The sequence below is a fragment of the Zhongshania sp. R06B22 genome (assembly GCF_040892595.1).
GTDB classification, from domain to species: domain Bacteria; phylum Pseudomonadota; class Gammaproteobacteria; order Pseudomonadales; family Spongiibacteraceae; genus Spongiibacter; species Spongiibacter arctica.
In genome coordinates this window covers 2107543-2131409 of the sequence record NZ_JBFRYB010000001.1, presented here as the reverse complement: position 1 = coordinate 2131409, position 23867 = coordinate 2107543, and the positions used below count along the sequence as shown (strand labels likewise).

Genomic DNA, 23867 nt, shown 5'->3' with positions numbered 1-23867 from the left:
CCTAGTCCTTCTCGTCAAACATTAAAAACCTTAAGTCGCTGTTATGCCTTATTCAAAATACCACGCAAAGCCTGCGGCAAATCAGCGGGCAACACCACGGTTTTAGCATTCGTCGAGGTTGATAATTTCACCAGTGCATCCGCGTATTTTTCACCCAAAAGATACAGGACAGGCAAGTCTTTATCACCAACGGCCTCTGAGACTAGGGTTATCGCCGCGCCACTTGCTTTTGCCAACACCACTTGCGCTTGAGCATCGCGACGAGACGCCTCTAAACGACCATCCGCCTCCAGAATTGCAGCTTGTTTTTCACCCTCGGCTTTCGTCACTGCCGCGCGACGCTGGCGCTCTGCAGCGGCCTGCTCTTCCATTGCAGACTGCATTGTCATGGACGGATTGATATCCTGAATTTCCACGGTTTTAAGGGTGATACCCCAATCGGAAATATCATCAGAAATTGCCGCTTTTAATTTGGCCTTAATTTGGTCCCTAGATGACAGCGCTGAATCCAAGGCCATTTCACCGATAATAGAGCGCAAGGCTGTTTGGACCAGATTCTGGATAGCGAAAATATAGTCTTCTACGCCGTAAACCGCTTTCTCCGGAGACACAATATTAATGTAAGCCACCGCGTTAGCGATGATGACCGCATTGTCTTCGGTTATCACTTCCTGCGAGGGGATATCAAGAACAATATCTTTGGTGGTTAGTTTGTAAGCAACGATATCGATATAGGGAATAATAAAATTCAAACCTGGATTTAAGGTCACATGGTATTTACCCAAGCGCTGTACAATGTGTTTATAACCTTGCGGCACGGTGCAAACACCTTTTGCCAGGGTCACCACCACGAGTATTGCCAACGCCACTACAACTGCCAAGCCTTCCATCGTCTATCTCCATCAATGAGCTATCTTTTCAAACCGATTCTTTTGGTGACTGCACACCAGCAATAGCGAGCCTCACTATAAGCGAGTTACCAGACACATCTTCAACCGCCACCCGGTCGCCAACTGAAATTGGATCGCGACAGATGAACTCCCACTCATCGCTACCCAGCATAGGAATAGAAAACCGCAGCGTACCGTGACCAAACTCTGAACCCAACTTAATCACCATGGCTTCCTGACCCACCACCTGCTCACGGGACATGCCAGACAAGGTTTTATTTTTCATTTTCGGATGCACAAATTTGAACCAGATGGCCAAATCAATCACCGACATCACCACCCAAACAAGCAGTTGAACGCTGAATGGCATATCGATCGCCGCCATTATCAGCCCCACTGCGATAGCGCTGGCGCCAAACCAAATCATCACAAAACTGGGAACAAAAATCTCACTCGCCACCAGTAACATACCAAAAACCATCCAATGCCAGTACGCAATATTGGTGTTTAACCATTCCATTTTATGCCCCTTTGCAAACCGCCCATTAACATGACGCCTATTTATCAATCATTTCTTAAATTATTCAAGCACTTACTGCGCGATTTTATATTTTCGTACCAGGCCATTCAGGCCAGCAAGAAGTCAGATTATCACGTATAATGCCCGCTCATTCAGAATTCTGCGTCCGCACCATGTCATCAGTTATGCAAACTCCAAAAGTTATATTCAGTCACCGCCCCTATTGGGCGGAATGTTTCGGCACCGCAAATTACCTCCCAACCTCTCGCGAAGAGATGGACGCCCTCGGTTGGGATAGTTGCGACATCATTATTGTGACCGGTGACGCCTATGTCGATCACCCTAGTTTCGGCATGGCAGTTATTGGCCGCGTATTGGAAGCGCAGGGCTTCCGTGTCGGGATTATTTCCCAGCCAGATTGGCAGTCAGCAGAGCCTTTCAAACAACTCGGGCAACCCAATCTCTTTTTCGGTGTTGCTTCTGGCAATATGGACTCAATGATTAACCGCTACACAGCGGATCGCCGCCTGCGCCATGACGATGCCTATTCACCGAATAACGAAGGCGGCAAACGGCCTGATCGTGCAGTTATCGTCTATTCGCAACGCTGCCGCGAAGCCTATAAAGACACCCCTATTATTATCGGCTCCATTGAGGCCAGCCTTCGCCGCATAGCGCATTACGATTATTGGAGTGACAAAGTACGTCGCTCAGTACTCCTCGATTCACGCGCAGACATGCTGCTATACGGGAATGCTGAACGAGCAATTATCGACGTTGCCCACCGCCTTGGTCGCGGTGACGCGATTGACACGATTACCGACTTGCGCGGCACCGCATATGTATTAAGAGATATCCCCGGCGGCTGGACGGTCATCGATTCAGCAAGCGTTGATCAACTCGGCAAAGTGGACCCCATCACCAGCCCCTATGTAGATACTAGTGCGACTGAGAGTTGCAAAAAGAATGAAGACGAGCCCAAGGCCGTCGAAGAGGTTCAAGCGGTCCGTATTATAGACCCATTACAAGCGCGCAAAATCGGTACCGACGCAGCAAAGACTGTTATCCGTTTACCAGACTATGAGCTTGTCAAAAAAGACCCGGTAAACTATGCGCACGCCGCCCGAGTTCTTCACCTTGAAACCAATCCGGGCAACGCCCGCGCGCTCGTTCAGCGACACGGTGACCAAGAAGTATGGCTAAATCCACCGCCAATTCCGCTTACCACCGAAGAGCTAGACTGGGTTTTTGAATTACCTTACCAGCGCAAGCCCCATCCTGTTTATGGCAATGCGAAAATCCCCGCCTATGACATGATTCGATTTTCGGTCAACATCATGCGCGGCTGCTTTGGCGGCTGTAGCTTCTGTTCAATTACCGAGCATGAAGGCCGCATTATTCAAAGCCGCTCACACGAATCTATCGTCAAGGAAGTTGAGAAAATCAGGGATAAAACCCCAGAATTTACCGGCGTTATCTCCGACTTAGGTGGCCCCACGGCCAATATGTGGCGCTTAAATTGTAAAAGCACCGAGATTGAACAACGCTGCCGCAGACTCTCTTGCGTCTATCCGGGTATTTGTAAAAGCCTGAATACCGATCAAACACCCTTGATTGATTTATATCGAGATGTGCGCTCTTTAGAGGGCGTGAAAAAAGTATTAATCGCGTCAGGCCTGCGCTATGACCTCGCGATAGAAACCCCTGAGTACGTAAAAGAGCTAGTGACTCATCACGTAGGTGGCTACCTAAAAATAGCACCGGAACACTCTGAAGAAGGCCCGCTTTCAAAAATGATGAAGCCGGGTATGGGCAGCTACAATACTTTCAAAGCAATGTTCGACAAATATTCGAAACAGGCAGGGAAGGAACAATATTTAATTCCATACTTTATTGCAGCCCATCCGGGAACTACCGATAAAGATATGCTTAACCTCGCCATGTGGCTTAAAGGCAACGGCTTCAGGGCCGATCAAGTGCAAGCGTTTTATCCCTCGCCAATGGCAAATGCCACCGCCATGTATTACTCCGGCAAAAACCCCCTTAAAAAGGTGTCTCGCAGTAGCGAAGATGTGGTTAGCGCGAAAGGCCTAAAACAGCGCCGATTGCACAAGGCTTACCTGCGCTATCACGATCCTGAGGGATGGCCTTCGCTTAGAGAGTCACTACTTAGCATGGGTCGCAAAGACCTTATTGGCTACGGCAAAAAGCACTTGGTGCCACCGCGTCAACCAATGAACTGGACGCCGAAAAAAGCTAAAGGGCGAAGAATCATGACCCAGCACACCGGCTTACCGCCGCGCGCGACAAAATAAAAAAATCTTTTTTATAGGTGCAAAAGTCTTTCTTTTGTGCTTTTGGATATGTATATAATAACCTTGCTGGCTTGGAATGCAGCTTGGTTTTATGTTTATAGCGCCGCGACGTCGATTTTAGCACCTCGTTCTATTTCATAAGTCCCTGCCTATCTCAGCTCAAGCACCAAACAGGCAACTAGTAGACGAGGAATACACGATGTCCAGAAGCACCGGAAAAGTAAAATGGTTTAACGAAACTAAAGGCTTTGGTTTTATTGAGCAAGACTCTGGCCCAGACGTTTTTGTTCACTTTAGCGCCATTGGCGGCTCAGGCTTTAAAACTCTGGCCGAAGGTCAAGCAGTAGAGTTTGAAGTCACTACCGGCCAAAAAGGTCCTCAGGCAAGTGACGTAACACTACTTTGATGTATCAGCGGCGGCCAATCAGCCGCCGCTTTCTTTTTATTTCCCCCAAAGCCCTCATAACCACCCTTAGGCTAAACAATCCCTACCAATAGCCGGGCTACTATTTATGCTCGATATACCAGCAATGATGAATAGGTTTTCCGCCCCGGGAAAAGTCTTCGTCCAAAGACCAGCGCGTTTTATCTTCAATTTTATAGTCCAGGCCTACCGTGTCATCTAAGCTAAAGTCGCGTTTATTGGTAGAAAATATTAGCAGGCCATCGGGCGCCAAGCAGCGCATGGCATCGTTAATTAATTCGCTGTGATCGCGCTGGGTATCCAATACATCGTCCATTCGTTTTGAATTCGAAAATGTGGGCGGGTCCAATAAAATTAGGTCATATTGGTCTTCACACGATTTCAACCATCTACGACAGTCCGCATGCTCAGTTCTATGCCTATCTTCACTGAGGCCGTTTAACGACAGATTACGCCGTGCCCACTGCAGGTAAGTCTTCGACATATCCACCGACGTGGTAAAACGTGCGCCGCCAACCCCAGCCTGCACAGACGCCACGCCGGTATAACTAAACAAATTCAAAAACCGTTTACCTTTCGCGCGAGCCGCAATATCTAAGCGCACTGGTCGATGATCGAGGAATAAACCGGTATCGAGATAATCAAAGAGATTGACCAAGACCTTGGCCTGACCTTCTTTTAACTCCATAAAAGAGTTGCGTGGCGCCTGCCGCTGATACTGGTCTTTTCCACGCTGGCGTCTGCGCTCTTTAATGGCGATATTACCCGCAGATACTGAAAACACCTGACTCACCGCCTCAATGACTTCTCGCAACCTGCGCTCTGCATCTTCTTCTGAGATAGTCACCGGCGCCATATATTCAGCTATATGAACAGCGCTGCCATAGCAATCCACGGCAACGGAGTACTCCGGCATGTCGGCGTCGTAGACGCGATAACATTCAATATCGTTCTTGTTTTTCCACTTGCTCAGGCGTTTGATATTCTTGCGGAGGCGGTTGGCAAACATCTGCCCACCAGCCGTTAGTTGTACATCAGAAACCGCACTTTTATCCTGCTGTTTAGACGCCTGATCACGCTCTATTACAACTGCATCTGCATTGATGTTAAACAACAATAGTTTTGCCGGAATGGTGCCATTGAGCAATTGGTATTGCTTATAACTTCTCACCCCCATGCGCTTACCAAGATCGGGGTTGCCAGTAAAGATCGCCGCCTGCCAGCCCATAAAATGCGCTGTCATCGCCTGACCAAGGTGACGGTATAAATGCAATAACTCCGCCTGTTCACCCAAGCGCTCACCATAAGGTGGATTGGTAATTAATAAGCCCTCAGGCAAGGTTCTATGGGTGGGCATAGCAAGTTGCGCCAGCTCGCGCCGCGACACTTTCACAAAGCGCCCCAAACCGGCATTGTCAATATTCTCTTCGGCCTGGGCAACCACTTTGCCGTTGGCATCATAACCGCGAATTTCCGGCCAATCACGGGCCATAGAGTTAGCGCGTAAAGTCTGCGCCTCCTCTAAAAGCTGCTTCCAGGCATTTTGGTCGTGACCGAGCCAGCCTAAAAAGCCCCAGCGACTGCGGAGTAAACCAGGAGCAATCTGCATGGCCATCATAGCGGCCTCAATAAGCAAAGTTCCAGAGCCACACATGGGATCGATAAGACCGCCACCGCGACTTGCCATTCCGGGCCAATCTGCTCGCAGCAGTAATGCCGCCGCCAAGTTTTCTTTCAGAGGCGCCATTGCACCACTGGTCCGATAGGCCCGGCGATGAAGACTTTCGCCTGACAAATCAATGGCAATGGTAATGTAGCCTTTACGAAGGCGAACATTGATCCGCACATCCGGGTTGTCTTTATCGATACTGGGGCGCTTCTCACCCTTGGCCAGAAAATAATCAACTATTGCGTCTTTGCTTTTTAGTGCACCAAAGTGGGTATTGCGAATTTCATCAGACTGGCCATTAAAATCAATGGTGATTTTGCTTGTTGCCGAAAAGTGCTCGCTCCACTCTATGGCTTTTACGCCGTCATAGATTGCGTCTGCATTCTCGCCGCGATACTCCGTGAGTACGAGCAGCACTCGGTTCGCCAACCGTGACCACAGGCAAACTCGATACGCAGTGGCGACATCGCTCACAAAGCTGATCGATCCTACCGACTCTCGCCCAACCTCTGCACCAAGCGCGGCAATTTCTGAAGCCAAGAGTTGCTCTAAGCCTTTAGGGCAGGTGGCAATAAAAGGGTGCTTTTGACTCATAAATCCTCTACCGGATACTAGTGATGAAAAATTTTAATATAATTAACAACAAGTTAAATTCTTATACGGCTTACATCTAAAGCCCGCAAAGCTTATAAGTAATAGGTCTTCGACGGAGAGTATAAAAGTTTGCTTTCATAAGGGTCCCATCGCGGTGCGACGCATCGCGATGGTGACAGAAAATCGGTTGTTGCGCGACTAAGCGATACCGTTGCGACATGTTGACTAAATACGTGGAGGCTAACGCCCTATGAGAAGACAGAAACGCGATATGACAGAAAGAGCATTTCAACGTGGTTATCAAGCCGGCATATCCGGTAGACAAAAAGACAATTGTCCCCATAGTCAAGAGCAACTTAAACAGGAGTGGATGTCAGGCTGGCGAGAAGGACGCACCGACCACTGGGATGGTATCGATACGGCAACCGCTCTTGAAAAACAGGCGACACACTAAGCAAGTAATCAAGCATTAACACTGACAACAAAAGGCCCTCAGGGCCTTTTGTTCGTTGTGAGCCAACAGACCTCATCCACCCACTCAATTACCGCGTTCTACGGCCTCGACCACCCGCAGGTGTCTCAGAGACTGGCATAGGTAATCCTGCCATGCCGTAAACGTCGCCAATGTCTTTGTCATCAAGCTCTGTCCACTGCCCCACTTTGACTTTGGAGGGGATGAAAACCGTGCCGTAACGGACCCGCTTCAATCGGTTAACTTGGAGCTCCTGCGATTCCCATAGGCGCCGCACCTCGCGGTTACGGCCCTCCATAATCACCACATAATACCAATGGTTGATACCTTCACCGCCGCCATCAACCACGTCGGTAAAACGCGCCAAACCGTCTTCCAATTGCACACCTTCTTTCAAACGTTTTATCACGTCCTCATTGGCATTGCCCATTACGCGGCATAAATATTCACGTTCAATGGTGGTTGAGGGGTGCATCAATTTATTCGCCAAATCACCATCGGTTGTAAACAATAATAAACCGGTGGTATTAAAATCTAAGCGCCCTACTGAAATCCAACGCTCACCCTGCAAGCGCGGCAAACGGTCAAATACTGAGCGTCGACCCTCGGGATCTTTACGACTACATATTTCGCCTTCAGGCTTGTTGTATAGCAATATACGCGGCTTGGCGGCGCCAGCATCTAGCCGCAAAGGCTTGCCATCGACTTGAATTCTAACCCCGGTAGTGACCCGGTCGCCCAGCGTAGCTGCCCTGCCATCGACAAGAACACGCCCTTCGCTAATGACCTTTTCCATTTCTCTACGTGAACCCAAACCTGCACGAGCCAGCACTTTTTGCAACTTTTCATCAGTTTGTATCATTAAAAATTTGTCTCGGGTGGGTATTCTTTATCGTAAACTTCATCATCAATTACGTCGCTGTCAGCGGCGCTTGCTCTTTGCGCTTCAGAATCTGTTTCCGTTTTGATTTCTAAATCTGCTTGATCAGTTTGGCTGCCCGCGTCTTCCGCAGTGAACTCACCAGTATCTAACTCCAACTCGCCGTTAAGATTATCCAGATCAGTAATTTCAGCTAAGCTTGGCAGCTCATCCAAATTACGCAAATTGAAGTAATCTAAAAATTTCCGGGTTGTGGCATACATTGCCGGTCGTCCTGGCACGTCTTTGTGGCCGACGATACGCACCCATTCGCGCTCTAACATCGTTTTAATAATGTGTGAACTCACAGCAACGCCGCGAATATCTTCAATATCACCGCGAGTAATCGGCTGACGATAGGCAATAAGCGCAATAGTTTCTAGCATGGCGCGAGAATAGCGCTGAGGCTTTTCTTCCCATAATCGACCAACCCAAGGAGCCAGGTCTTCACAGACCTGCAAGCGGTAACCACTGGCGACAACTTTGAGTTCGAAACCGCGGCCTTCGCAGTCTTGCCCTATAGTGTTGAGCGCATCCTGAATATCACCAGTCGTTGGGCGCTCTTCAGCACTAAATAACTCTGCTATGTGCTGCAGCGATAAGGGCCGCCCCACAGCCATAAGCGCAGCTTCTATAATTCGTTTTAATTGCTGTAAATCCGGCGTCATATAACTTTCGCTTTTACGTGAATTGGCGCGAAGGCCTCTGATTGGACAATTTCGACCAAAGACTCTTTGATCAATTCCATTATCGCCAGGAAGGTAACAACAACGCCTAAGCGCCCTTCCTCGGCTTTAAATAGGGTCACAAAAGGCACAAAGCTATCCGATCGCAATATCGCCAAAACCTGTGACATACGCTCACGTGTAGATAGTTTTTCACGCTGTATTTGATGGCTTTCAAATAAGTCGGCGCGGCGCAGCACTTCACCTAGCACTAATAGTAGCTCTTTTAAGTCTACATCAGGCTCGGGCCGCAGCTTGGTCAATGGCGGTGGCTCAATGACCACGGCGTAATTATCCCGGCCCATCCGCGGTAACTGATCGATATTTTCTGCGGCTTGTTTAAAGCGCTCGTATTCCTGTAGGCGACGAATTAACTGCGCGCGGGGATCTTCTTCATCGTCGAGCACGTCTGCGGAGCGTGGCAGCAACATCCGAGACTTTATTTCCGCCAACATGGCAGCCATAAGAAGATACTCTGATGCCAATTCAAACTGCATCGCACTCATCATGTTCACATATTGCATGTACTGCTCAGTAATCTGTGCGACGTTGATTTCGAGAATATCTAGGTTCTGGCGCTTAATGAGATATAAAAGCAGATCGAGGGGCCCTTCAAACGCCTCTAAAAATACTTCCAGAGCCTCTGGCGGGATGTACAGATCTTTAGGGATTTCAGTAAGGGGTTTACCCTGTACAACCGCAAATGGCATTTCGCCCTGCTGCGGTTGCAGGCGAATGGCTTTAAGGCTAACAATCTCAATGGCTTGCAGCGCGGCGCCCGGCACTGGCGGCTCCAAACGACCCGCCATTATGTCAGGCGAGGCCACTCCCGGCGCAGCGTTCGACGCTGTCCCAGGCTGCTCTGCAATGGGCTTTTCTGAAGGTTCATCTTGCACTGTTACTGAGATCTCACGATATCATCTACCAAGGGCGGGATTATACGTTGATCTTGGCGCCGGTCACAGCGAATCCTCAAATTGACTCACATCGCCCAAACCACGACGAATAACAACGGCAACATCGTCAACTAAATCCACAATGGATGTCGCCTCACTGCCGCAATATCCCCCATCAATCACAAGATCGATCAAATTACCGATGGTATCGCGAATATCGTAGGGGTCAGTCATCGGCAAGTCTTCACCGGGAAGAATCAAACTCACACTCATCAAGGGCTCGCCGAGCTCGGCCATGAGGTCCAAACAAATCTGATTTGCAGGCACGCGCAAGCCTACACTTTTCCGTTTTGGGTGGTGAAGGCGCTTGGGGACTTCTGGCGTGGCGCGCAAAATAAAGGTGTAGGGACCAGGAATATGCGCCTTCAACAGGCGAAACGCGCTGTTATCTACCTTGGCATAGGTACCAAGCTCAGACAAATCGCTGCACATTAAAGTGAAATTATGTTTTTCATCGAGTCTACGTATCGTTCTAACACGCTCTAGCGCTGACTTATCACCTAAACGACAGCCCAGCGCGTACGCGGAATCTGTTGGAAAGGCCACCACGCCGCCGGCACGAATAATATCTGCGGCCTGCTTAATTAGGCGGGCCTGTGGGTTTTCTGGATGTATTTGAAAAAATTGGCTCACTGCGTCTTCCCTAATAACTATACAAGTGGTTCTGCGCGCTGCCAACGCGCCCAAACTGGCTGACACGGAGCAACAATATCTGAGTTACAGCCAAGTTCAAGCCAGCTAGTAGCTTGGTGGAAATCACTACCCGCGGAAGCCTCGAATCCATAATCCATACACAGCTGTCGAAGGTAGTTCAAATCACTCGGTGAAGGACGGCCATTGCAGACCTCCAACCCCTCGCCGCCAGCCTCTTTAAAATCTGTCAGCATACGTCGCAACTTTGAATTCGTTAGCTTGTAATGCAACGGATGCGCTAACACTGCAACGCCACCGGCGGAGGTTATCCATGCGACGACGGCGTCCAGTGACGGCCACATTGCCTTAACGTCGCCAACCTTGCCTGCGCCTAGGTATTTATCAAAGGCCGCGGCCATAGTGTCAACATGCCCCGCTTCAACCATGAAGCGGGCAAAATCCGGGCGTCCTATCGCGCGCCCTTCGGCAAGCGCCGAGGCGCCGTCATAAGCGCCATCAAAGCCCAACTTTGCCAGTCTACTGCCAATTACTTTTGCCCGTTCGCCACGTGCCGCGCGCTGCTCTGCAAGCTCTGACTTTAAGTCGTTACTGCTAACGTCAATCCCCAGGCCAAGCACATGAATATTAACGCCTGACCAGGTGCAAGATAATTCAATACCGGCGATGAGCTGCATGTCACCCGCCATCGCGTCACTGATCGATTGATAGCCATCGATAGTGTCGTGGTCAGTCACCGCAAGCATTTTTACGCCGCATTCATGCGCCCGTAAAATCAACTCTTCTGGGCTTAATCTGCCATCGGAGGCAGTGGTGTGGGTATGTAAATCGACAATCACGCCAAATCTCCTGTTACGGCCTGCTTACAATAATTTGAGCAGACTCTAGGCTAGTGGTAAAAAATTAAAATGGGTATAGTGGGCGGCTTACGTCATCCACCCTTTACCGACAGGAAAACCAATGCCGGAGCAGGCAAGTACACCTCGAGCTACGCCTCAACGACACAGTGTTGTCGTCAACCTCTTGTTCAACATAATTATTCCAACCCTGATACTCACTAAACTTAGTGGCGAAGCCTATCTAGGACCTCGCTATAGTATCGTGATTGCCCTCGCCTTCCCATTAGGTTTCGGTATTTATGATTTCGTAAAAACCCGCCGCGCCAATGCTTTTGCTATTCTTGGCTTCATCAGTGTCTTATTGACGGGTGGCATCAGCCTGCTAGAACTAGACGCGGAATATATCGCCATTAAAGAGGCCAGCATACCCGCTATTATTGGCCTTGCGACGTTGGTGTCACTCTACACCCCCTACCCACTTATCAAAACCTTTCTATTTAATGACGAAGTCATATACACCGAGAAAATAAGCGCCGCACTCAAAGAACACAACAATAGCTCCATGTTCGACGCCGCACTTCGCAACGCGACCTATTTAGTCGCGTTTTCATTTTTCCTGTCGGCAACGCTCAACTATATACTGGCCAAGGTGCTCTTAGTCAGCCCACCGGGTAGCGCAGAATACAGCGCAGAATTAGGCAAAATGACGGGACTCAGCTTTCCTGTGATTGCCCTACCTTGCACCTTGGTCATGCTCGGTGCGCTGTTTTATCTGGTCAAGCAAATTGAAAAATTGACCGCACTCAGTTTTGACGACATTTTCAGAATACGCTAGGAACCCCTATGTTATACGCAGTAATCAGTGAAGACGTTGCCGACAGCCTTAGTAAACGCAAGGGCGCTCGTGCCGCGCATATTGCTCGACTTGAAGAACTGAAACAGCAAGGCCGCTTGGTACTTGCAGGTCCACACCCCGCTATAGACAGTGAAGATCCGAGTGAAGCCGGCTTTACCGGCAGTTTGATTGTTGCCGAATTTGGCTCACTAATAGAGGCCCAGCAATGGGCTGACATCGACCCCTACATTGACGCCGGGGTATACGCCAAAGTGACGGTTAAGCCCTTTAAAAAAGTACTGCCATAACACAGTGGAAATTGAACTAGTCTCGCAAGTGCTTTATCCTTGAATGTTAAATATTTAGCCCAGCTTATTAACGTGGAAAATCCAGTGAAGAAATCAATTATATTCGGCTTATCCGCTATCTTGCTTAGTCTGGCCAGCGCATCCATCGCCGAAACCCGTTATATCAGCGACAAAATTTACGTACCGCTTCGCGTGGGTGACGGCTCAAAGTACCGCATTATTCACCGCGGCCTCCCCAGCGGCGAAAAACTCGAACTGATAAGCAGCAACGAAGACAGCGGTTATTCGAAGGTTCGCACCGACAAGGGTGTTGAAGGATGGCTTCCCAGTCATTATTTAAAATCATCGCCCGCCGCTCGCAGCCAGCTAGAAGCCAGCAACAAGCAAATTAGTGAGCTAACGACTGCCAATAAAGATTTACGCGAACAACTGCAAAACACCACCCAAAACAGCCAAGAAACCAATAGCGTCGTCGAGGAACTTCAACTAGAAAACACCTCGCTGGCTGATGAGCTAGAAAATATTAAACGCATTTCAGCCAATAGTATTAAATTAGACGATGACAACCGCCGCCTGCTTGAATCAAATCAAATGCTTAGCAGCGAGGTAGACGTACTGAAAACCGATAACGCCCGCCTTCGCGAAAACAAAGACAATGAATTCTTTTTAAACGGCGCATTTGCGGTACTTATCGGCGTAATGGTGGCTCTAATTGTGCCCCGTATGATGCCTAAACGACGCTCCGACTGGACTTGATGATGCGATTATTATCCGCAGTAACGCTCATCGTATTCAGCCTGCTTTCGATGGCGGCTTTCAGTGAAGAAAACACTGCAAACCCTGTCGTCGTAATGCAAACCACTAAGGGCGATATTACTATTGAACTCTACCCTGACAAATCACCCGTCACTGTTAATAATTTTTTAGGCTACGTGAAAAGCGGATTTTATGACGGCACAATATTCCATCGCGTTATTCGCCGCTTTGCGGTTCAAGGCGGCGGCTTTACCCCAGACCTCATAGAAAAGCCCAACGGCGACAGCATTGTTAATGAATCGAAGTCCAGCAGACTTATCAATGATCGCTGGACAGTTGCTATGGCTCGAACCGACGACCCAAACAGCGCCCGCTCTCAGTTCTTTATAAACATGCGCATGAACCTTAACTTAGATGCACGCGCGGGTCGCGATGGCTACGCCGTATTCGGCAAAGTGATTGACGGCCATAACATCGTCCGCGACATTGCAATCAGCAAAACCCACACCGCCGGCGGCATGCAAGACGTTCCCGTGGAGTCGATTGTAATTATTGCCACAACAATTAAGTAAGCGAAAATATGGCGCCAAGGCGCGAGGGGTCATTTTGACTGCGCTAAGTATCAACCTGAATAAAATCGCTTTAATTCGCAATTCTCGAGACACTGAATACCCCAGCGTTGCGGTGCACGCCGCACGATGCATTGCTGCCGGCGCCAACGGGATCACCGTCCACCCAAGACCAGACCAGCGGCATATTCGCGCAGACGACTGCTACGAGCTCGCCAGCATGCTTAATGTCGAGTTTAACATTGAGGGCAATCCTTTTGCGCCAGCCACAAAAAGTGACCGCATTGGTGTAAGCGACTATCCAGGATTTATGGAAATTGTCCGCCTTACCAAGCCCGCGCAATGCACACTGGTGCCAGACACTGACAGCCAGCTCACCTCTGACCACGGCTTCGATTTGCGCAAAGACGGTGATCGCATTGCGCCTATAATCGCAGAACTGCAAGGACTCGGGGTTAGAGTTAGCTTGTTTATGGATCCGGACCCACTGCAAATACGCCTAGCAAAATCCGTCGGTGCTGATCGCATAGAGCTATATACAGGGCCCTATGCGGAAAAATTTGGTACCCCAGGGCAAGATACTGCGCTCAGCCAGTTTATTAGCGCCAGCGAAACTGCGGCCGAACTAGGACTAGGCCTTAACGCCGGACATGACCTAAATCTTCATAATTTATTTTTGTTCAAAAATAGTGTTCGCAATTTACTTGAGGTTTCTATCGGTCACGCATTTACCGTAGACGCCATTGAAATGGGCCTAGATAAGTGCATTAAAGCCTATCTAAGCTGCCTGAGATAATTGCTTAACACGCCCTACTGAGACCACAACTTGCAACTGGAACTTCTGGGCGCGAGGCAAGTAATGCCGACTGCAGTGACAGCCAACCCCTTCACCACTGACAAGCATAGCTGTACCAGCAATAAGCCGGTACCAGCGCATTATTCACAAAGAATATAATTTAATTAGCAAACTAGATAATGGTTGGTGTAATTAAGGGAATTGCAGAGCTAAAACACACAGCAATTAAGGCTGACGCCGTTGATTAGAAGCGAAGTTGCCAAGACTACTAGCGGTTAGGTTAGACGCGAGATGACCAGACTTCAGAACAAACAATCTGAACAAGCCACTCTTTTAGAAAGGTGCAAAAATATGGGGTGGCCGACGGGGCTTGAACCCGCGACAACAGGAATCACAATCCTGGACTCTACCAACTGAGCTACGGCCACCATTGGGGTAAAAACTGTCCTGTAAGTGGTGCGCCCGACAGGATTCGAACCTGTGACCCACGGCTTAGAAGGCCGTTGCTCTATCCAACTGAGCTACGGGCGCAAAACCGTCCGAACGTTGGGTTACGAAAAATGGTCGGGGTAGAGAGATTCGAACTCCCGACATCCTGCTCCCAAAGCAGGCGCGCTACCAGACTGCGCTATACCCCGTATTTCGTTTCCCGTGTGCCCCGTTACAGGAGCTGCGCATGATACGCAGACCTTTTTATCTCGTCAACGGTTTTACGTAAAATTATTAGATTGATTTGTTGGCCAGTGCTTAAAGCCCATGAGACAATAACACTCTAATTTAAATCACCTTTTTTTGCGAGAACTACCTGCATGACGGCTTTGATTCTAGACGGCAAAACACTGGCGGCAAGCTGGGAAGAACAACTGGCAAGCCGCGTGACGGCTTTAAAAAGTCGCTCAAATGGCCGCACGCCTATTTTAGCCACCATCTTAGTCGGTGACGACCCCGCCTCTGCCACCTACGTCAAAATGAAGGGCAACGCCTGTCGACGCGTAGGCATGGATTCAATGGCGGTAGAGATGCCTGACTCCACCACCACAGAACAATTGCTAGCGAAAATAGCCGAATTAAATATCGATCCCAATGTCCACGGTATTTTGCTGCAACACCCGGTTCCAGAGCAAGTGGATGAACGCGCCTGCTTTGACGCCATTGCTCTGCACAAAGATGTAGACGGTGTCACCTGCCTTGGGTTCGGCCGTATGGCCATGGGAGAAGATGCCTACGGCTGCGCCACTCCCAAGGGTATTATGCGCATCCTTGAACACTATAAAATCGCCATAGAAGGCAAACACGCAGTTGTGGTTGGCCGCAGCGCCATTCTTGGCAAACCGATGGCCATGATGCTGCTTGAGGCCAACGCGACCGTCACTATCTGCCATTCACGCACCACAAATCTGCCAGAACTTATTAAACAAGCAGACATCTTAGTAGGCGCAGTCGGTAAACCCGAGTTCATCAAGGCAGACTGGATCAAAGATGGCGCTGTAGTGGTTGACGCTGGCTACCATCCGGGCGGTGTTGGCGATATCGAACTCGCCCCGCTCATAGACCGCGTTAGCGCCTACACACCCGTACCCGGCGGTGTAGGCCCAATGACGATTAATACTCTTATCTTCCAAAGCGTGGATTCTGGCGAAAAAGCCATCGCCTAACACGGACAAGTAATATGGTAAGGGTTAATAAGCCACCGAAAAAAATTGGCCCCGCGCAAAAGTTTGCGCGGGTATTATTGAGCGAAGTTATTCAGCTGTACTTTTGGATAATGAACACCCTGCGCTTTAAAAACCACCTCGATATAGAGCAGCCATGCGTAATGGCGGTTTATCACGACGAGCTCATGCCCATAATTCACTATTTCCGAAACCAAGGCATCACCGCCATTGCCTCGCAAAACCATTTTGGCTACGCCATTGCCAAGGTTATGGAGCGCTATGATTACGAGGTTGCCCTCGGCTCACCTAGTCGCGGCGGCAAAGATGCGTTCTTCCAACTCTTAAGAGCGGCACGCAAAGGCAAAACCATCGCCTTTGCGGTGGACGGGTCTAGAGGCCCAAGACACGAAATGAAACAGGGAGCGATGATCCTCGCCAAAAAAACCAAACTGCCACTGTATTTAATTCGGGCAAGTTATGACGGCTGGCGAATTGAGAACTCCTGGGATAAATCTAAATTCCCCAAGCCCTTTGCCAATGTAAGTTTTACCTATGAACGCTTTGCCATGGAAGATTATGCTGACGAACCGGATATCGAAGTCGCCCTGCTGGCGGCACAAACCCAACTCAGCAACTTACAAATAGACGACTATCAAGCACCGTGAGACCGCCCTTCAGATCACTGCATCGCATTCTTACAGGCTTTTACATACTCTGCATAGCGACACTATCTCTACTTCCGGCAGAGGAAGCTATCGCGCTTAATATCTGGGACAAAGCCCAGCATTATGTTGCCTACGGTCTATTTATGCTGCTGGTTTTTCCGACGGCGAAAACCCATGCCACAAGACTGAAGCTAGCGGCGGGCGTTATTGGTTTTAGCGTGCTTATTGAGCTAGCCCAGTACTTCTCGCCGGGAAGGGACACATCCGCTAAGGATGCTATTGCCAATAGCCTAGGAGTCGTTAGCGGCTATTTGTTTGGCTGGTTGTTGTTAACGCTCTACCGGCTTGGCCACAACCGCGCCAAGCCTTAGCAAGCGTTTACCGTAATCGAAAGTCTCGCTACGAGCCTATTCTCGCCGCCAAGTTGTACCCTCGCGACTGTCTTCCAAAATCACGCCCTGAGCCTTAAGCGCATTGCGAATCTCATCAGCGCGTCCAAATTGGCGGTCTTTTTTAGCCTGCACTCGCTCTGCCATCATGGCCTCGATGTCTTCTGCGGCCATCTGGTCACCACTGCCCGACTGTAAAAATGCGTCTGCCGAAAGCTGTAAAATACCAAGTATGCCGGCCAGCGATTTTAGTGTAAGCGCAAGGTAGGAAGCGCGATCATGATTCGCCGCCTCTTTAGCGTTATTTAAATCCCGGACCAGATCGTAGAGCACGGCCAATGCAACCGGCGCATTAAAATCATCAGCCATGGCAGCATCAAACCGCTGAACATAGTTATCGTTTTTATCTAAGGCCGCATAAGGAATTGCGGCCGCCACTTCAAGTCCTTTAAGCGCATGATAGAAACGCTCCAAGTTCTGCTTGGCAATAATCAAATTGTCTTCTGAATAATTTATCGCGCTGCGATAATGGCTAGAAATCAAAAAATAGCGAACCACCTCTGGGTGGTAGCGATCGAGGATTTCACGAATGGTGAAAAAATTGCCCAAAGACTTAGACATCTTCTCATTATCAACACGAACCGCACCCGCGTGCATCCATGTTTGAGCATAGGTTTTACCTGTTGCTGCCTCGGATTGAGCAATTTCATTCTCATGGTGCGGAAACACCAAATCTGGCCCACCACCGTGAATATCAAAGGTGTCACCTAAGCAGCAGGTAGACATTGCCGAGCATTCAATATGCCAGCCGGGTCGACCCTTGCCCCAGGGTGAAGGCCAGCTCACACTATCGTCTTTAACCGCTTTCCAGAGCGCAAAATCTCGTGGGTCATCCTTAGCCTCGTCGACAGCAATACGCGCACCAGAAAGCAATTCATCCGGTTTTTTACCCGACAACTTCCCATAATTTGCAAACGATGTGACCCGATAATAAACGTCGCCATTGACGGCAACGTAGGCAAAGCCCTTTTCGATCAGGCGTACAATCATGGCAAGGATATCTTCGATATGCGCAGTCGCCCTCGGCTCCTGATCCGGCGGCATGATATCTAGGCGCGCCGCATCTTCGTGCATCGCCTGAATAAAGCGCTCGGTTAATGCCTCAAACGACTCGTTATTTTCATCGGCGCGGCGCAATATTTTGTCGTCAATATCAGTGATATTGCGCACATAGTTAACGTCGAAGTCCTTGGCTCGCAAGTAACGCGTAATGACGTCAAAGGCCACCAACACCCGCGCATGGCCGAGATGGCAAAAGTCATACACCGTCATGCCGCAGACATACATATTAATCTTGCCATCTTGCAGCGGAATCAATGGCTGCTTGCTACGGCTGAGGGTGTTATAAATTTGAATCGTCATAAAAATCGCTTAAAAATTATTAGTGAGAATGTACTAGCTCAAACCTTGGAGCCTAGACCTGTAGTTAAAACCAGCAGCTTAAAACCAGCAGTTCAGAAAAAACGTTTATAGAGGGGCTTAAGCGGCCAGGCAATAAACGTCTTTAAAACTATTACTTACACCATAAATCGGCAAGCAGTTTGGGGGCCGCCGCATAGACCTGCCCCCGACCATGATTTACTGGCCGCCATCGCTCCAGGTGTCGCGCAAGGCTATGGTGCGGTTAAACACTGGCGCCGCGCTAGTGTGCTCAACCCTGTCGGCAACAAAGTAACCGGTGCGCTCAAATTGAAACCTAGCCTCGGGCGCCACATCGGCAAGCCCTGGCTCGATCCAGCAATTTTCCAGCACGCTCAACGACGCCGGATTGACATGGTCGAGAAATTCTTCGCCACCGCGGTCTGGCGCTTCATGGGCAAATAGCCGGTCGTATACTCGCACTGTCGCCTGCTTGCCGTGGCTGGCGGATACCCAGTGAATAACGCCTTTGGGCTTTACCCCATCGGCCGGGTCTGCCCCATGGCTCGCCTCATCATAGCTGCAATGGACTTCAATAATGTTTCCAGCTTCGTCCTTTACCACCGACTCTGCCAGCAGCACGTAAGCACTACGCAAACGCACTTTCTTGCCCAAAACTAGGCGCTTAAATTTCTTATTGGCCTCTTCACGAAAATCCTCGCGCTCAATATACACTTCGCGACTAAACGGTAAACTGCGCTCGCCAAGATCATCGCGATTTGGGTGACCTGGCGCGCTCAGCCATTCCACTTTGTCTTCAGGGTAGTTTCTAATAACCACTTTTAAGGGGTCGGTCACGCACATTGCGCGCGGCGCATTTTTATCAAGATCATCGCGAATAGCATGCTCGAGCATCGCGACATCAACCACACCCTCGCTACGCGCAACCCCCACCATTTCGCAAAAGTGACGCAGTGAAGACGGAGTAAAACCACGACGACGCATGCCAGCAATCGTCGGCATGCGCGGGTCGTCCCAACCGTCAACAATTTTTTCATCTACCAGCATTTTCAACTTACGCTTGCTGGTGACGGTGTAATTTACATTTAAGCGGGCAAATTCATATTGCTTGGGCTGCGCGGGCACCGGCAAGTTAGCAATAAACCATTCGTACAGCGGACGATGATCCTCAAACTCAAGCGTACATATTGAATGGGTAATACCCTCAAGGGCGTCAGATTGGCCGTGAGTAAAGTCATAGGTGGGATAAATACACCATTTATCGGCAGTCTGATGGTGGGTAACTTTGCGAATACGATAGATTATTGGATCACGGAGATTGATATTCGGCGCGGCCATATCAATTTTCGCGCGCAACACCTTGCTGCCCTCATCAAAATCACCGTTGCGCATACCCTCAAATAAGGACACATTTTCTTCCACGCTACGATCTCGGTGAGGGCTATTTTTACCTGGCTCGGTCAAGCTGCCGCGGTACTCCCGCGCCTCATCTGCACTAAGATCACAGACATAGGCATTGCCTCCACGAATTAAATGCAAAGCGTATTCATATAAAGTGTCAAAATAATCAGAGGCGTATCGAATTGGCCCAGACCACTCAAACCCCAGCCAGCGAATATCTTCTTGAATCGCATCAATATACGCCTGCTCTTCCTTAGCAGGGTTGGTGTCATCAAAACGCAAATGGCAGCGACCACCAAATTGTTGGGCAAGCCCAAAATTTAAACAGATCGATTTAGCGTGACCGATGTGTAAAAAACCATTAGGTTCTGGCGGAAAGCGGGTGACAAGCTCACCACTCAGACGACCAGAAGCGATGTCTTCTTTGACGATACTGCGAAGAAAATTATTGCCAGATACTGCATTGTCAGTCATTGATGGGGTTCCAGATAATCAAAAGGTCGACTATTTGATATCGATAGTCGCAGCCGCGTATTTTGGACCGGATATTCGTTAGTCGCTTAACGCCGGTTTCGCCTCGCGGCCAAAAGCCTTATTATAGCGGCTTTAATTTCCGGTTATAAGCGAGATCAGCGTAAATGATTATCTTCACTACAAATTTCGGCGACATTAAAATAGAGTTGGACTTCGAAAACGCTCCAAAGACCTGCGAAAACTTCAAGCAATATGTGGTTGACGGTTACTATGACGGCACTATTTTCCACCGTGTCATCGACGGCTTCATGATCCAAGGCGGTGGTTTTGAGCCGGGCATGAAGCAAAAAGCGACCCGCGACCAGATTGAAAACGAAGCCGACAATGGCCTTAAAAATGACATTGGCACATTGGCTATGGCCCGCACCAGCGATCCGCATTCAGCCAGCGCGCAATTCTTTATCAACATAAAGAACAATGACTTCTTGAACCACAGCAGCAAAACCATGCAAGGCTGGGGTTACGCGGTTTTCGCAAAAGTCGTAGATGGTCTCGATGTTGTCAACGCGATAAAAGCGGTTAAAACCACCAGCGCAGGTGGTCACCAAGACGTACCGGCCGAAGATGTGATCGTCGAAAAAGCCGTGTGGGTAGACTGATATCAGCATGACCACTCTCTTTATCTCAGACTTACATCTGGATGAAACGCGCCCGGATATCACCCGGGCGTTTTTCGATTTCCTTCAAAACAAAGCCATGCAAGCCAAAGCACTTTATATTCTGGGTGATTTCTTTGAAAGCTGGGTCGGCGATGACGACAGCTCGGACTTTATCACCTCAGTAAAATCCGAGCTCAAGGCTCTGACTGGGCACGGCGTTTTACTCTACTTCATGCACGGCAACCGAGATTTTCTAGTTGGCGACGCATTTTGCGCAGAAGTCGGCGCCAAACCCCTTGCAGACCCGACGGTTATTTCACTAAGCGGTGAACAAACCCTGTTAATGCACGGCGACAGTCTATGCACTGACGACCAAGAATATATGCAATTCAGAAAGATGGCGCGCGATCCAGCCTGGCAAAAAGACGCCCTTGGCAAGCCGCTAGAAGAGCGTCGCGCAATCGCCAAACACCTGCGTATGGTAAGCGGCGAGGCAAACAGCAATAAAGCCGAAGACATTATGGACGTTAATACTACTGCCGTTATCGCCGCGCTGAAAGAACACGCCTGCACTCGGCTCATCCATGGTCACACTCACAGGCCGTACCGGCACCAGCTCACCATTAACGACCAATCGGCAGAACGTATTGTGCTTGGGGACTGGGACCATGCAGTTTGGTATCTAAGCGATGAGAACAATGATCTATCATTGAAATCTAGCCCGCTTTAAGAATCGCCCCGTTAAGCACCCGATTGACAGCGCCAACGCACCAGATTAATGCGAGCCTAGAGAAACGACATGAGGCGCTGAATCTGGAATCTGTAGCAATGCAGTGCAGCGGCCATATTTTAACCCTCGCTAAACCCTGCTTATTACGCTGAAAAATAAGGGCTCGCGGCATACCTAGCCGCTATTAGAGCTTAGCACGTCGAAATACCCGCAGAACCCCCAACTTTTCAAGGCTCTACTCGATGTTAAGTCTATTATCGGCCCCGATAAGTTTATATTGCTTATCAATAACTTAGCTAATAGAAACGACACTCACCGCATATTGCCGCAAGCCTTTATACGGCAAACAAAGGCACCGTAATCGCCGCGCTAATAGATCCACAAAACTTGGCCTATATTATGCTTCGGTAAACGGAAACCATTACTTAACACGGCGATTAGGGGTCAAGAAAAAGATCGACTTGGCCGATCAAATGAGGTGCTTATAAACGAAAATGTAGGGCCTAAATACCCAAGAAGCTGGAGTACAATTTAAACCTAAAATAGCATAGACACTCGCCGTAAACGCCAGTAGAAACACACAGAAGATGTAGCAGAGAAGCCAATTTTGGCAAAGGAGCAAAAGCTGTTGCTCATGGACGAACCCATTGAGGTGGTAGAGGCTTTAACACGCCTCAATTAACAAAATGCACTTATGAACATTAAAGCTGAATCAAATTGTACGACGAACTTTATCGCTCACCACGCCAAAGCGGTCACAACTTTGGCTTTTTCTGGCCACCTCTATAACGACCATTACCGCGTAGCCACAGTCCAACAAAAATACGTAAAGATCTCCGCAGTAAGCGCAGCCCCCGGCGCGAAGAGACGAGTGGGGTCACAAAATAGACTACTGAAAGCCACAGGAGCTTAAGATGGCCGTTACCAATAATAAAAACCGTTTAAAACTAGAGAAAACCGATATAGCCCTAGGCTTTATCCCCCTTACCGATTGCGCGCCCTTAGTGGTAGCCCACGAAAAAGGCTATTTCCTTAATGAAGGCTTGAATGTCACGCTATCGAGAGAGGCCTCTTGGGCCGGCATACGAGATAAGGTTGGACTAGGTATTCTTGATGGCGCACAAATGCTCGCCTCGATTCCAGTCGCATCTCGACTCGGCGTCGGCGGTCCTAAAATCGATATGATCAGCGCGATGGTGCTAGATCTTAACGGCAATGCAATTACCGTTAATAACGATCTCTATGACCACCTGTTTGCGGTAGACCCCCGCAGCGAGTTTAGTCCGCTTATTGCAGCGCAGGCGCTTCAATGCGTTATCGAAGAACACAAACGCAGCAAGCGACCAAGGCTGCGCTTTGGTGTTGTTTACCCCTGCTCAACCCAGAGCTATGAACTGAGGTACTGGCTAGCCAGTGCAGGTATTGATCCAGACCGCGACGTCGAAATCGTTGTCATCCCACCACCGAAAATGGTCAGCGCCATGACCGACGGCGATATTCATGGCTTTTGTGTGGGCGAACCCTGGAACACCTTAGCCGTGCAACAAAAACTAGGGCATGTGGTCGCCACCAAGTACCAACTCTGGAATAACAGTCCAGAGAAAGTGTTCGCCGTCAGCGAAACTTGGGCAAATGAAAACCCCGCAACACACCAGGCCATTTTAAGGGCATTAATCAACGCCTGTATCTGGCTGGACAAAAAAGAAAATCGTAAGGCCGCCGCCAAAATGATTAGTCAAGCGGCCTATATAGCGCTGCCGGAAGAAACCGTTGCGCTATCCCTTATGGGCTTGTCACTTAAGCACTTTGGACAGCCACCAGAAAAAGTTGAAGACTTTCACGTATTTCACCGCTACTCCGCCAACTTCCCATGGCTAAACCACGCCGAGTGGTTTATTTCACAAATGTATCGCTGGGGACAGCTCACAACGCCGATTAATATCGAAGAAACCGTAGCGGCTGTGTATAAGCCCTCTTTATTTCGTATCGCCGCTGACGCTATCGGGCTTGAAAGTCCGAGCATAGACAGGAAAACAGAAGGCAATTTACACGAAAAAAATATGCTAACGAAATCGCAACACATCGGTCCGAATCAATTTTTAGATGGCAAGGTGATCAGTGTGGGCGGCATCATTAAATACCTAGAGCAGCAAAGCCTATCCAAAGCAGATATTCCAGCGTTGCGACTTATTAATAGTCAAAAAGAGGCCAAGTAG

The 23867-nt window shown here is 49.2% G+C and carries 24 protein-coding genes and 3 tRNA genes; 14 read left to right on the top strand and 13 right to left on the bottom strand.

Annotated features, from left to right (window positions below):
- Positions 1-41: 41 nt before the first annotated feature.
- The gene (locus AB4875_RS09670) at positions 42-890 is read right to left on the bottom strand and encodes an SPFH domain-containing protein (protein WP_368375857.1); all 849 of its coding nucleotides are present in this window, start codon (positions 888-890) and stop codon (positions 42-44) included.
- 28 nt (positions 891-918) lie between these two features.
- Positions 919-1410 (bottom strand): NfeD family protein, encoded by a 492-nt coding sequence (locus AB4875_RS09665; protein WP_368375856.1) that lies wholly within the window; start codon positions 1408-1410, stop codon positions 919-921.
- Between the two features lie 185 nt (positions 1411-1595).
- Here AB4875_RS09665 and AB4875_RS09660 point away from each other — a divergent pair, with 185 nt between their 5' ends.
- Positions 1596-3725, top strand: a complete 2130-nt coding sequence (locus AB4875_RS09660; RefSeq protein WP_497023425.1) for a YgiQ family radical SAM protein — start codon at positions 1596-1598, stop codon at positions 3723-3725.
- Positions 3726-3924: 199 nt separating this feature from the next.
- Positions 3925-4131: a cold-shock protein gene (locus AB4875_RS09655; protein ID WP_368375854.1), complete on the top strand. Its 207-nt coding sequence runs from the start codon at positions 3925-3927 to the stop codon at positions 4129-4131.
- Positions 4132-4231: 100 nt separating this feature from the next.
- Here AB4875_RS09655 and rlmKL read toward each other — a convergent pair whose 3' ends face one another.
- Positions 4232-6412, bottom strand: a complete 2181-nt coding sequence (gene rlmKL / locus AB4875_RS09650) for a bifunctional 23S rRNA (guanine(2069)-N(7))-methyltransferase RlmK/23S rRNA (guanine(2445)-N(2))-methyltransferase RlmL (protein ID WP_368375853.1) — start codon at positions 6410-6412, stop codon at positions 4232-4234.
- Positions 6413-6662: 250 nt separating this feature from the next.
- Between rlmKL and rmf the strand changes: the two genes are divergently transcribed.
- Positions 6663-6866: a ribosome modulation factor gene (rmf, locus tag AB4875_RS09645; protein WP_368375852.1), complete on the top strand. Its 204-nt coding sequence runs from the start codon at positions 6663-6665 to the stop codon at positions 6864-6866.
- A gap of 88 nt (positions 6867-6954) precedes the next feature.
- Here rmf and rluB read toward each other — a convergent pair whose 3' ends face one another.
- The 5 genes from rluB to AB4875_RS09620 form a co-directional block, all read right to left on the bottom strand.
- A complete protein-coding gene (gene rluB / locus AB4875_RS09640; RefSeq protein ID WP_368375851.1) occupies positions 6955-7746 on the bottom strand; it encodes a 23S rRNA pseudouridine(2605) synthase RluB in 792 nt (263 codons plus the stop codon).
- A complete protein-coding gene (gene scpB, locus AB4875_RS09635) occupies positions 7746-8471 on the bottom strand; it encodes an SMC-Scp complex subunit ScpB (protein ID WP_368375850.1) in 726 nt (241 codons plus the stop codon). Before scpB ends, rluB begins: the two co-directional genes overlap by 1 nt.
- Entirely contained in the window at positions 8468-9424 is a 957-nt protein-coding gene (locus tag AB4875_RS09630; protein ID WP_368375849.1) for a segregation and condensation protein A, read from the bottom strand. Before AB4875_RS09630 ends, scpB begins: the two co-directional genes overlap by 4 nt.
- A 63-nt stretch (positions 9425-9487) precedes the next feature.
- Positions 9488-10117, bottom strand: coding sequence for an L-threonylcarbamoyladenylate synthase (locus tag AB4875_RS09625; RefSeq protein ID WP_368375848.1), 630 nt, complete (start codon positions 10115-10117; stop codon positions 9488-9490).
- 17 nt (positions 10118-10134) lie between these two features.
- Positions 10135-10974 carry a PHP domain-containing protein gene (locus tag AB4875_RS09620; protein ID WP_368375847.1) on the bottom strand — a complete coding sequence of 280 codons (840 nt, stop codon included), beginning with the start codon at positions 10972-10974 and terminating at the stop codon, positions 10135-10137.
- A gap of 121 nt (positions 10975-11095) precedes the next feature.
- Between AB4875_RS09620 and AB4875_RS09615 the strand changes: the two genes are divergently transcribed.
- The 5 genes from AB4875_RS09615 to AB4875_RS09595 all read left to right on the top strand — a co-directional run bounded on the left by AB4875_RS09615 (position 11096) and on the right by AB4875_RS09595 (position 14238).
- Positions 11096-11809 carry a VC0807 family protein gene (locus AB4875_RS09615; RefSeq protein WP_368375846.1) on the top strand — a complete coding sequence of 238 codons (714 nt, stop codon included), beginning with the start codon at positions 11096-11098 and terminating at the stop codon, positions 11807-11809.
- 8 nt (positions 11810-11817) lie between these two features.
- Positions 11818-12117 (top strand): YciI family protein, encoded by a 300-nt coding sequence (locus tag AB4875_RS09610; protein WP_368375845.1) that lies wholly within the window; start codon positions 11818-11820, stop codon positions 12115-12117.
- Between the two features lie 84 nt (positions 12118-12201).
- A complete protein-coding gene (locus AB4875_RS09605) occupies positions 12202-12873 on the top strand; it encodes a TIGR04211 family SH3 domain-containing protein (protein WP_368375844.1) in 672 nt (223 codons plus the stop codon).
- Positions 12874-12875: 2 nt separating this feature from the next.
- Positions 12876-13445 (top strand): peptidylprolyl isomerase, encoded by a 570-nt coding sequence (locus AB4875_RS09600; protein WP_368375843.1) that lies wholly within the window; start codon positions 12876-12878, stop codon positions 13443-13445.
- 34 nt (positions 13446-13479) lie between these two features.
- The gene (locus AB4875_RS09595) at positions 13480-14238 is read left to right on the top strand and encodes a pyridoxine 5'-phosphate synthase (RefSeq protein WP_368375842.1); all 759 of its coding nucleotides are present in this window, start codon (positions 13480-13482) and stop codon (positions 14236-14238) included.
- Positions 14239-14590: 352 nt separating this feature from the next.
- On the opposite strand, the gene AB4875_RS09590 is transcribed toward AB4875_RS09595, so the two are convergent.
- From AB4875_RS09590 to AB4875_RS09580, 3 genes are all read right to left on the bottom strand, one after another.
- Positions 14591-14666: transfer RNA gene (locus AB4875_RS09590), tRNA-His, on the bottom strand.
- Positions 14667-14692: 26 nt separating this feature from the next.
- A tRNA-Arg gene (locus AB4875_RS09585) sits at positions 14693-14769 on the bottom strand.
- Between the two features lie 30 nt (positions 14770-14799).
- Positions 14800-14876: transfer RNA gene (locus tag AB4875_RS09580), tRNA-Pro, on the bottom strand.
- 171 nt (positions 14877-15047) lie between these two features.
- On the opposite strand from AB4875_RS09580, the gene folD reads away from it, so the two are divergent.
- The 3 genes from folD to AB4875_RS09565 are packed head-to-tail and all read left to right on the top strand — an operon-like array spanning position 15048 to position 16929.
- Complete coding sequence (gene folD / locus AB4875_RS09575) at positions 15048-15893, top strand: bifunctional methylenetetrahydrofolate dehydrogenase/methenyltetrahydrofolate cyclohydrolase FolD (protein ID WP_368375840.1); 846 nt, start codon at positions 15048-15050, stop codon at positions 15891-15893.
- Between the two features lie 14 nt (positions 15894-15907).
- Positions 15908-16558 (top strand): lysophospholipid acyltransferase family protein, encoded by a 651-nt coding sequence (locus AB4875_RS09570; protein WP_368375839.1) that lies wholly within the window; start codon positions 15908-15910, stop codon positions 16556-16558.
- Positions 16555-16929 (top strand): VanZ family protein, encoded by a 375-nt coding sequence (locus AB4875_RS09565; protein ID WP_368375838.1) that lies wholly within the window; start codon positions 16555-16557, stop codon positions 16927-16929. The genes AB4875_RS09570 and AB4875_RS09565 overlap by 4 nt, the downstream gene beginning before the upstream one ends.
- A 36-nt stretch (positions 16930-16965) precedes the next feature.
- Here the strand turns inward: AB4875_RS09565 and cysS are convergent, their stop codons facing one another.
- Positions 16966-18369, bottom strand: a complete 1404-nt coding sequence (gene cysS / locus AB4875_RS09560) for a cysteine--tRNA ligase (RefSeq protein ID WP_368375837.1) — start codon at positions 18367-18369, stop codon at positions 16966-16968.
- Between the two features lie 216 nt (positions 18370-18585).
- A complete protein-coding gene (locus tag AB4875_RS09555; protein ID WP_368375836.1) occupies positions 18586-20262 on the bottom strand; it encodes a glutamine--tRNA ligase/YqeY domain fusion protein in 1677 nt (558 codons plus the stop codon).
- A gap of 164 nt (positions 20263-20426) precedes the next feature.
- On the opposite strand from AB4875_RS09555, the gene AB4875_RS09550 reads away from it, so the two are divergent.
- From AB4875_RS09550 to AB4875_RS09540, 3 genes are all read left to right on the top strand, one after another.
- Entirely contained in the window at positions 20427-20921 is a 495-nt protein-coding gene (locus tag AB4875_RS09550; protein ID WP_368375835.1) for a peptidylprolyl isomerase, read from the top strand.
- 7 nt (positions 20922-20928) lie between these two features.
- On the top strand, positions 20929-21651 hold the full coding sequence (locus tag AB4875_RS09545; protein WP_368375834.1) for a UDP-2,3-diacylglucosamine diphosphatase: 723 nt from the start codon (positions 20929-20931) through the stop codon (positions 21649-21651).
- Positions 21652-22565: 914 nt separating this feature from the next.
- Complete coding sequence (locus AB4875_RS09540) at positions 22566-23867, top strand: CmpA/NrtA family ABC transporter substrate-binding protein (RefSeq protein WP_368375833.1); 1302 nt, start codon at positions 22566-22568, stop codon at positions 23865-23867.

Coding starts and splice junctions, on each gene's coding strand:
- AB4875_RS09610 (WP_368375845.1), top strand. CDS start 11,818: ATGTTATACGCAGTAATCAGTGAAGACGTTGCCGACAGCCTTAGTAAA.
- scpB (WP_368375850.1), bottom strand. CDS start 8,471: ATGACGCCGGATTTACAGCAATTAAAACGAATTATAGAAGCTGCGCTT.
- AB4875_RS09665 (WP_368375856.1), bottom strand. CDS start 1,410: ATGGAATGGTTAAACACCAATATTGCGTACTGGCATTGGATGGTTTTT.
- rluB (WP_368375851.1), bottom strand. CDS start 7,746: ATGATACAAACTGATGAAAAGTTGCAAAAAGTGCTGGCTCGTGCAGGT.
- AB4875_RS09555 (WP_368375836.1), bottom strand. CDS start 20,262: ATGACTGACAATGCAGTATCTGGCAATAATTTTCTTCGCAGTATCGTC.
- rmf (WP_368375852.1), top strand. CDS start 6,663: ATGAGAAGACAGAAACGCGATATGACAGAAAGAGCATTTCAACGTGGT.
- AB4875_RS09670 (WP_368375857.1), bottom strand. CDS start 890: ATGGAAGGCTTGGCAGTTGTAGTGGCGTTGGCAATACTCGTGGTGGTG.
- rlmKL (WP_368375853.1), bottom strand. CDS start 6,412: ATGAGTCAAAAGCACCCTTTTATTGCCACCTGCCCTAAAGGCTTAGAG.
- AB4875_RS09545 (WP_368375834.1), top strand. CDS start 20,929: ATGACCACTCTCTTTATCTCAGACTTACATCTGGATGAAACGCGCCCG.
- AB4875_RS09615 (WP_368375846.1), top strand. CDS start 11,096: ATGCCGGAGCAGGCAAGTACACCTCGAGCTACGCCTCAACGACACAGT.
- AB4875_RS09655 (WP_368375854.1), top strand. CDS start 3,925: ATGTCCAGAAGCACCGGAAAAGTAAAATGGTTTAACGAAACTAAAGGC.
- AB4875_RS09570 (WP_368375839.1), top strand. CDS start 15,908: ATGGTAAGGGTTAATAAGCCACCGAAAAAAATTGGCCCCGCGCAAAAG.
- AB4875_RS09600 (WP_368375843.1), top strand. CDS start 12,876: ATGCGATTATTATCCGCAGTAACGCTCATCGTATTCAGCCTGCTTTCG.
- AB4875_RS09660 (WP_497023425.1), top strand. CDS start 1,596: ATGCAAACTCCAAAAGTTATATTCAGTCACCGCCCCTATTGGGCGGAA.
- folD (WP_368375840.1), top strand. CDS start 15,048: ATGACGGCTTTGATTCTAGACGGCAAAACACTGGCGGCAAGCTGGGAA.
- AB4875_RS09550 (WP_368375835.1), top strand. CDS start 20,427: ATGATTATCTTCACTACAAATTTCGGCGACATTAAAATAGAGTTGGAC.
- cysS (WP_368375837.1), bottom strand. CDS start 18,369: ATGACGATTCAAATTTATAACACCCTCAGCCGTAGCAAGCAGCCATTG.
- AB4875_RS09540 (WP_368375833.1), top strand. CDS start 22,566: ATGGCCGTTACCAATAATAAAAACCGTTTAAAACTAGAGAAAACCGAT.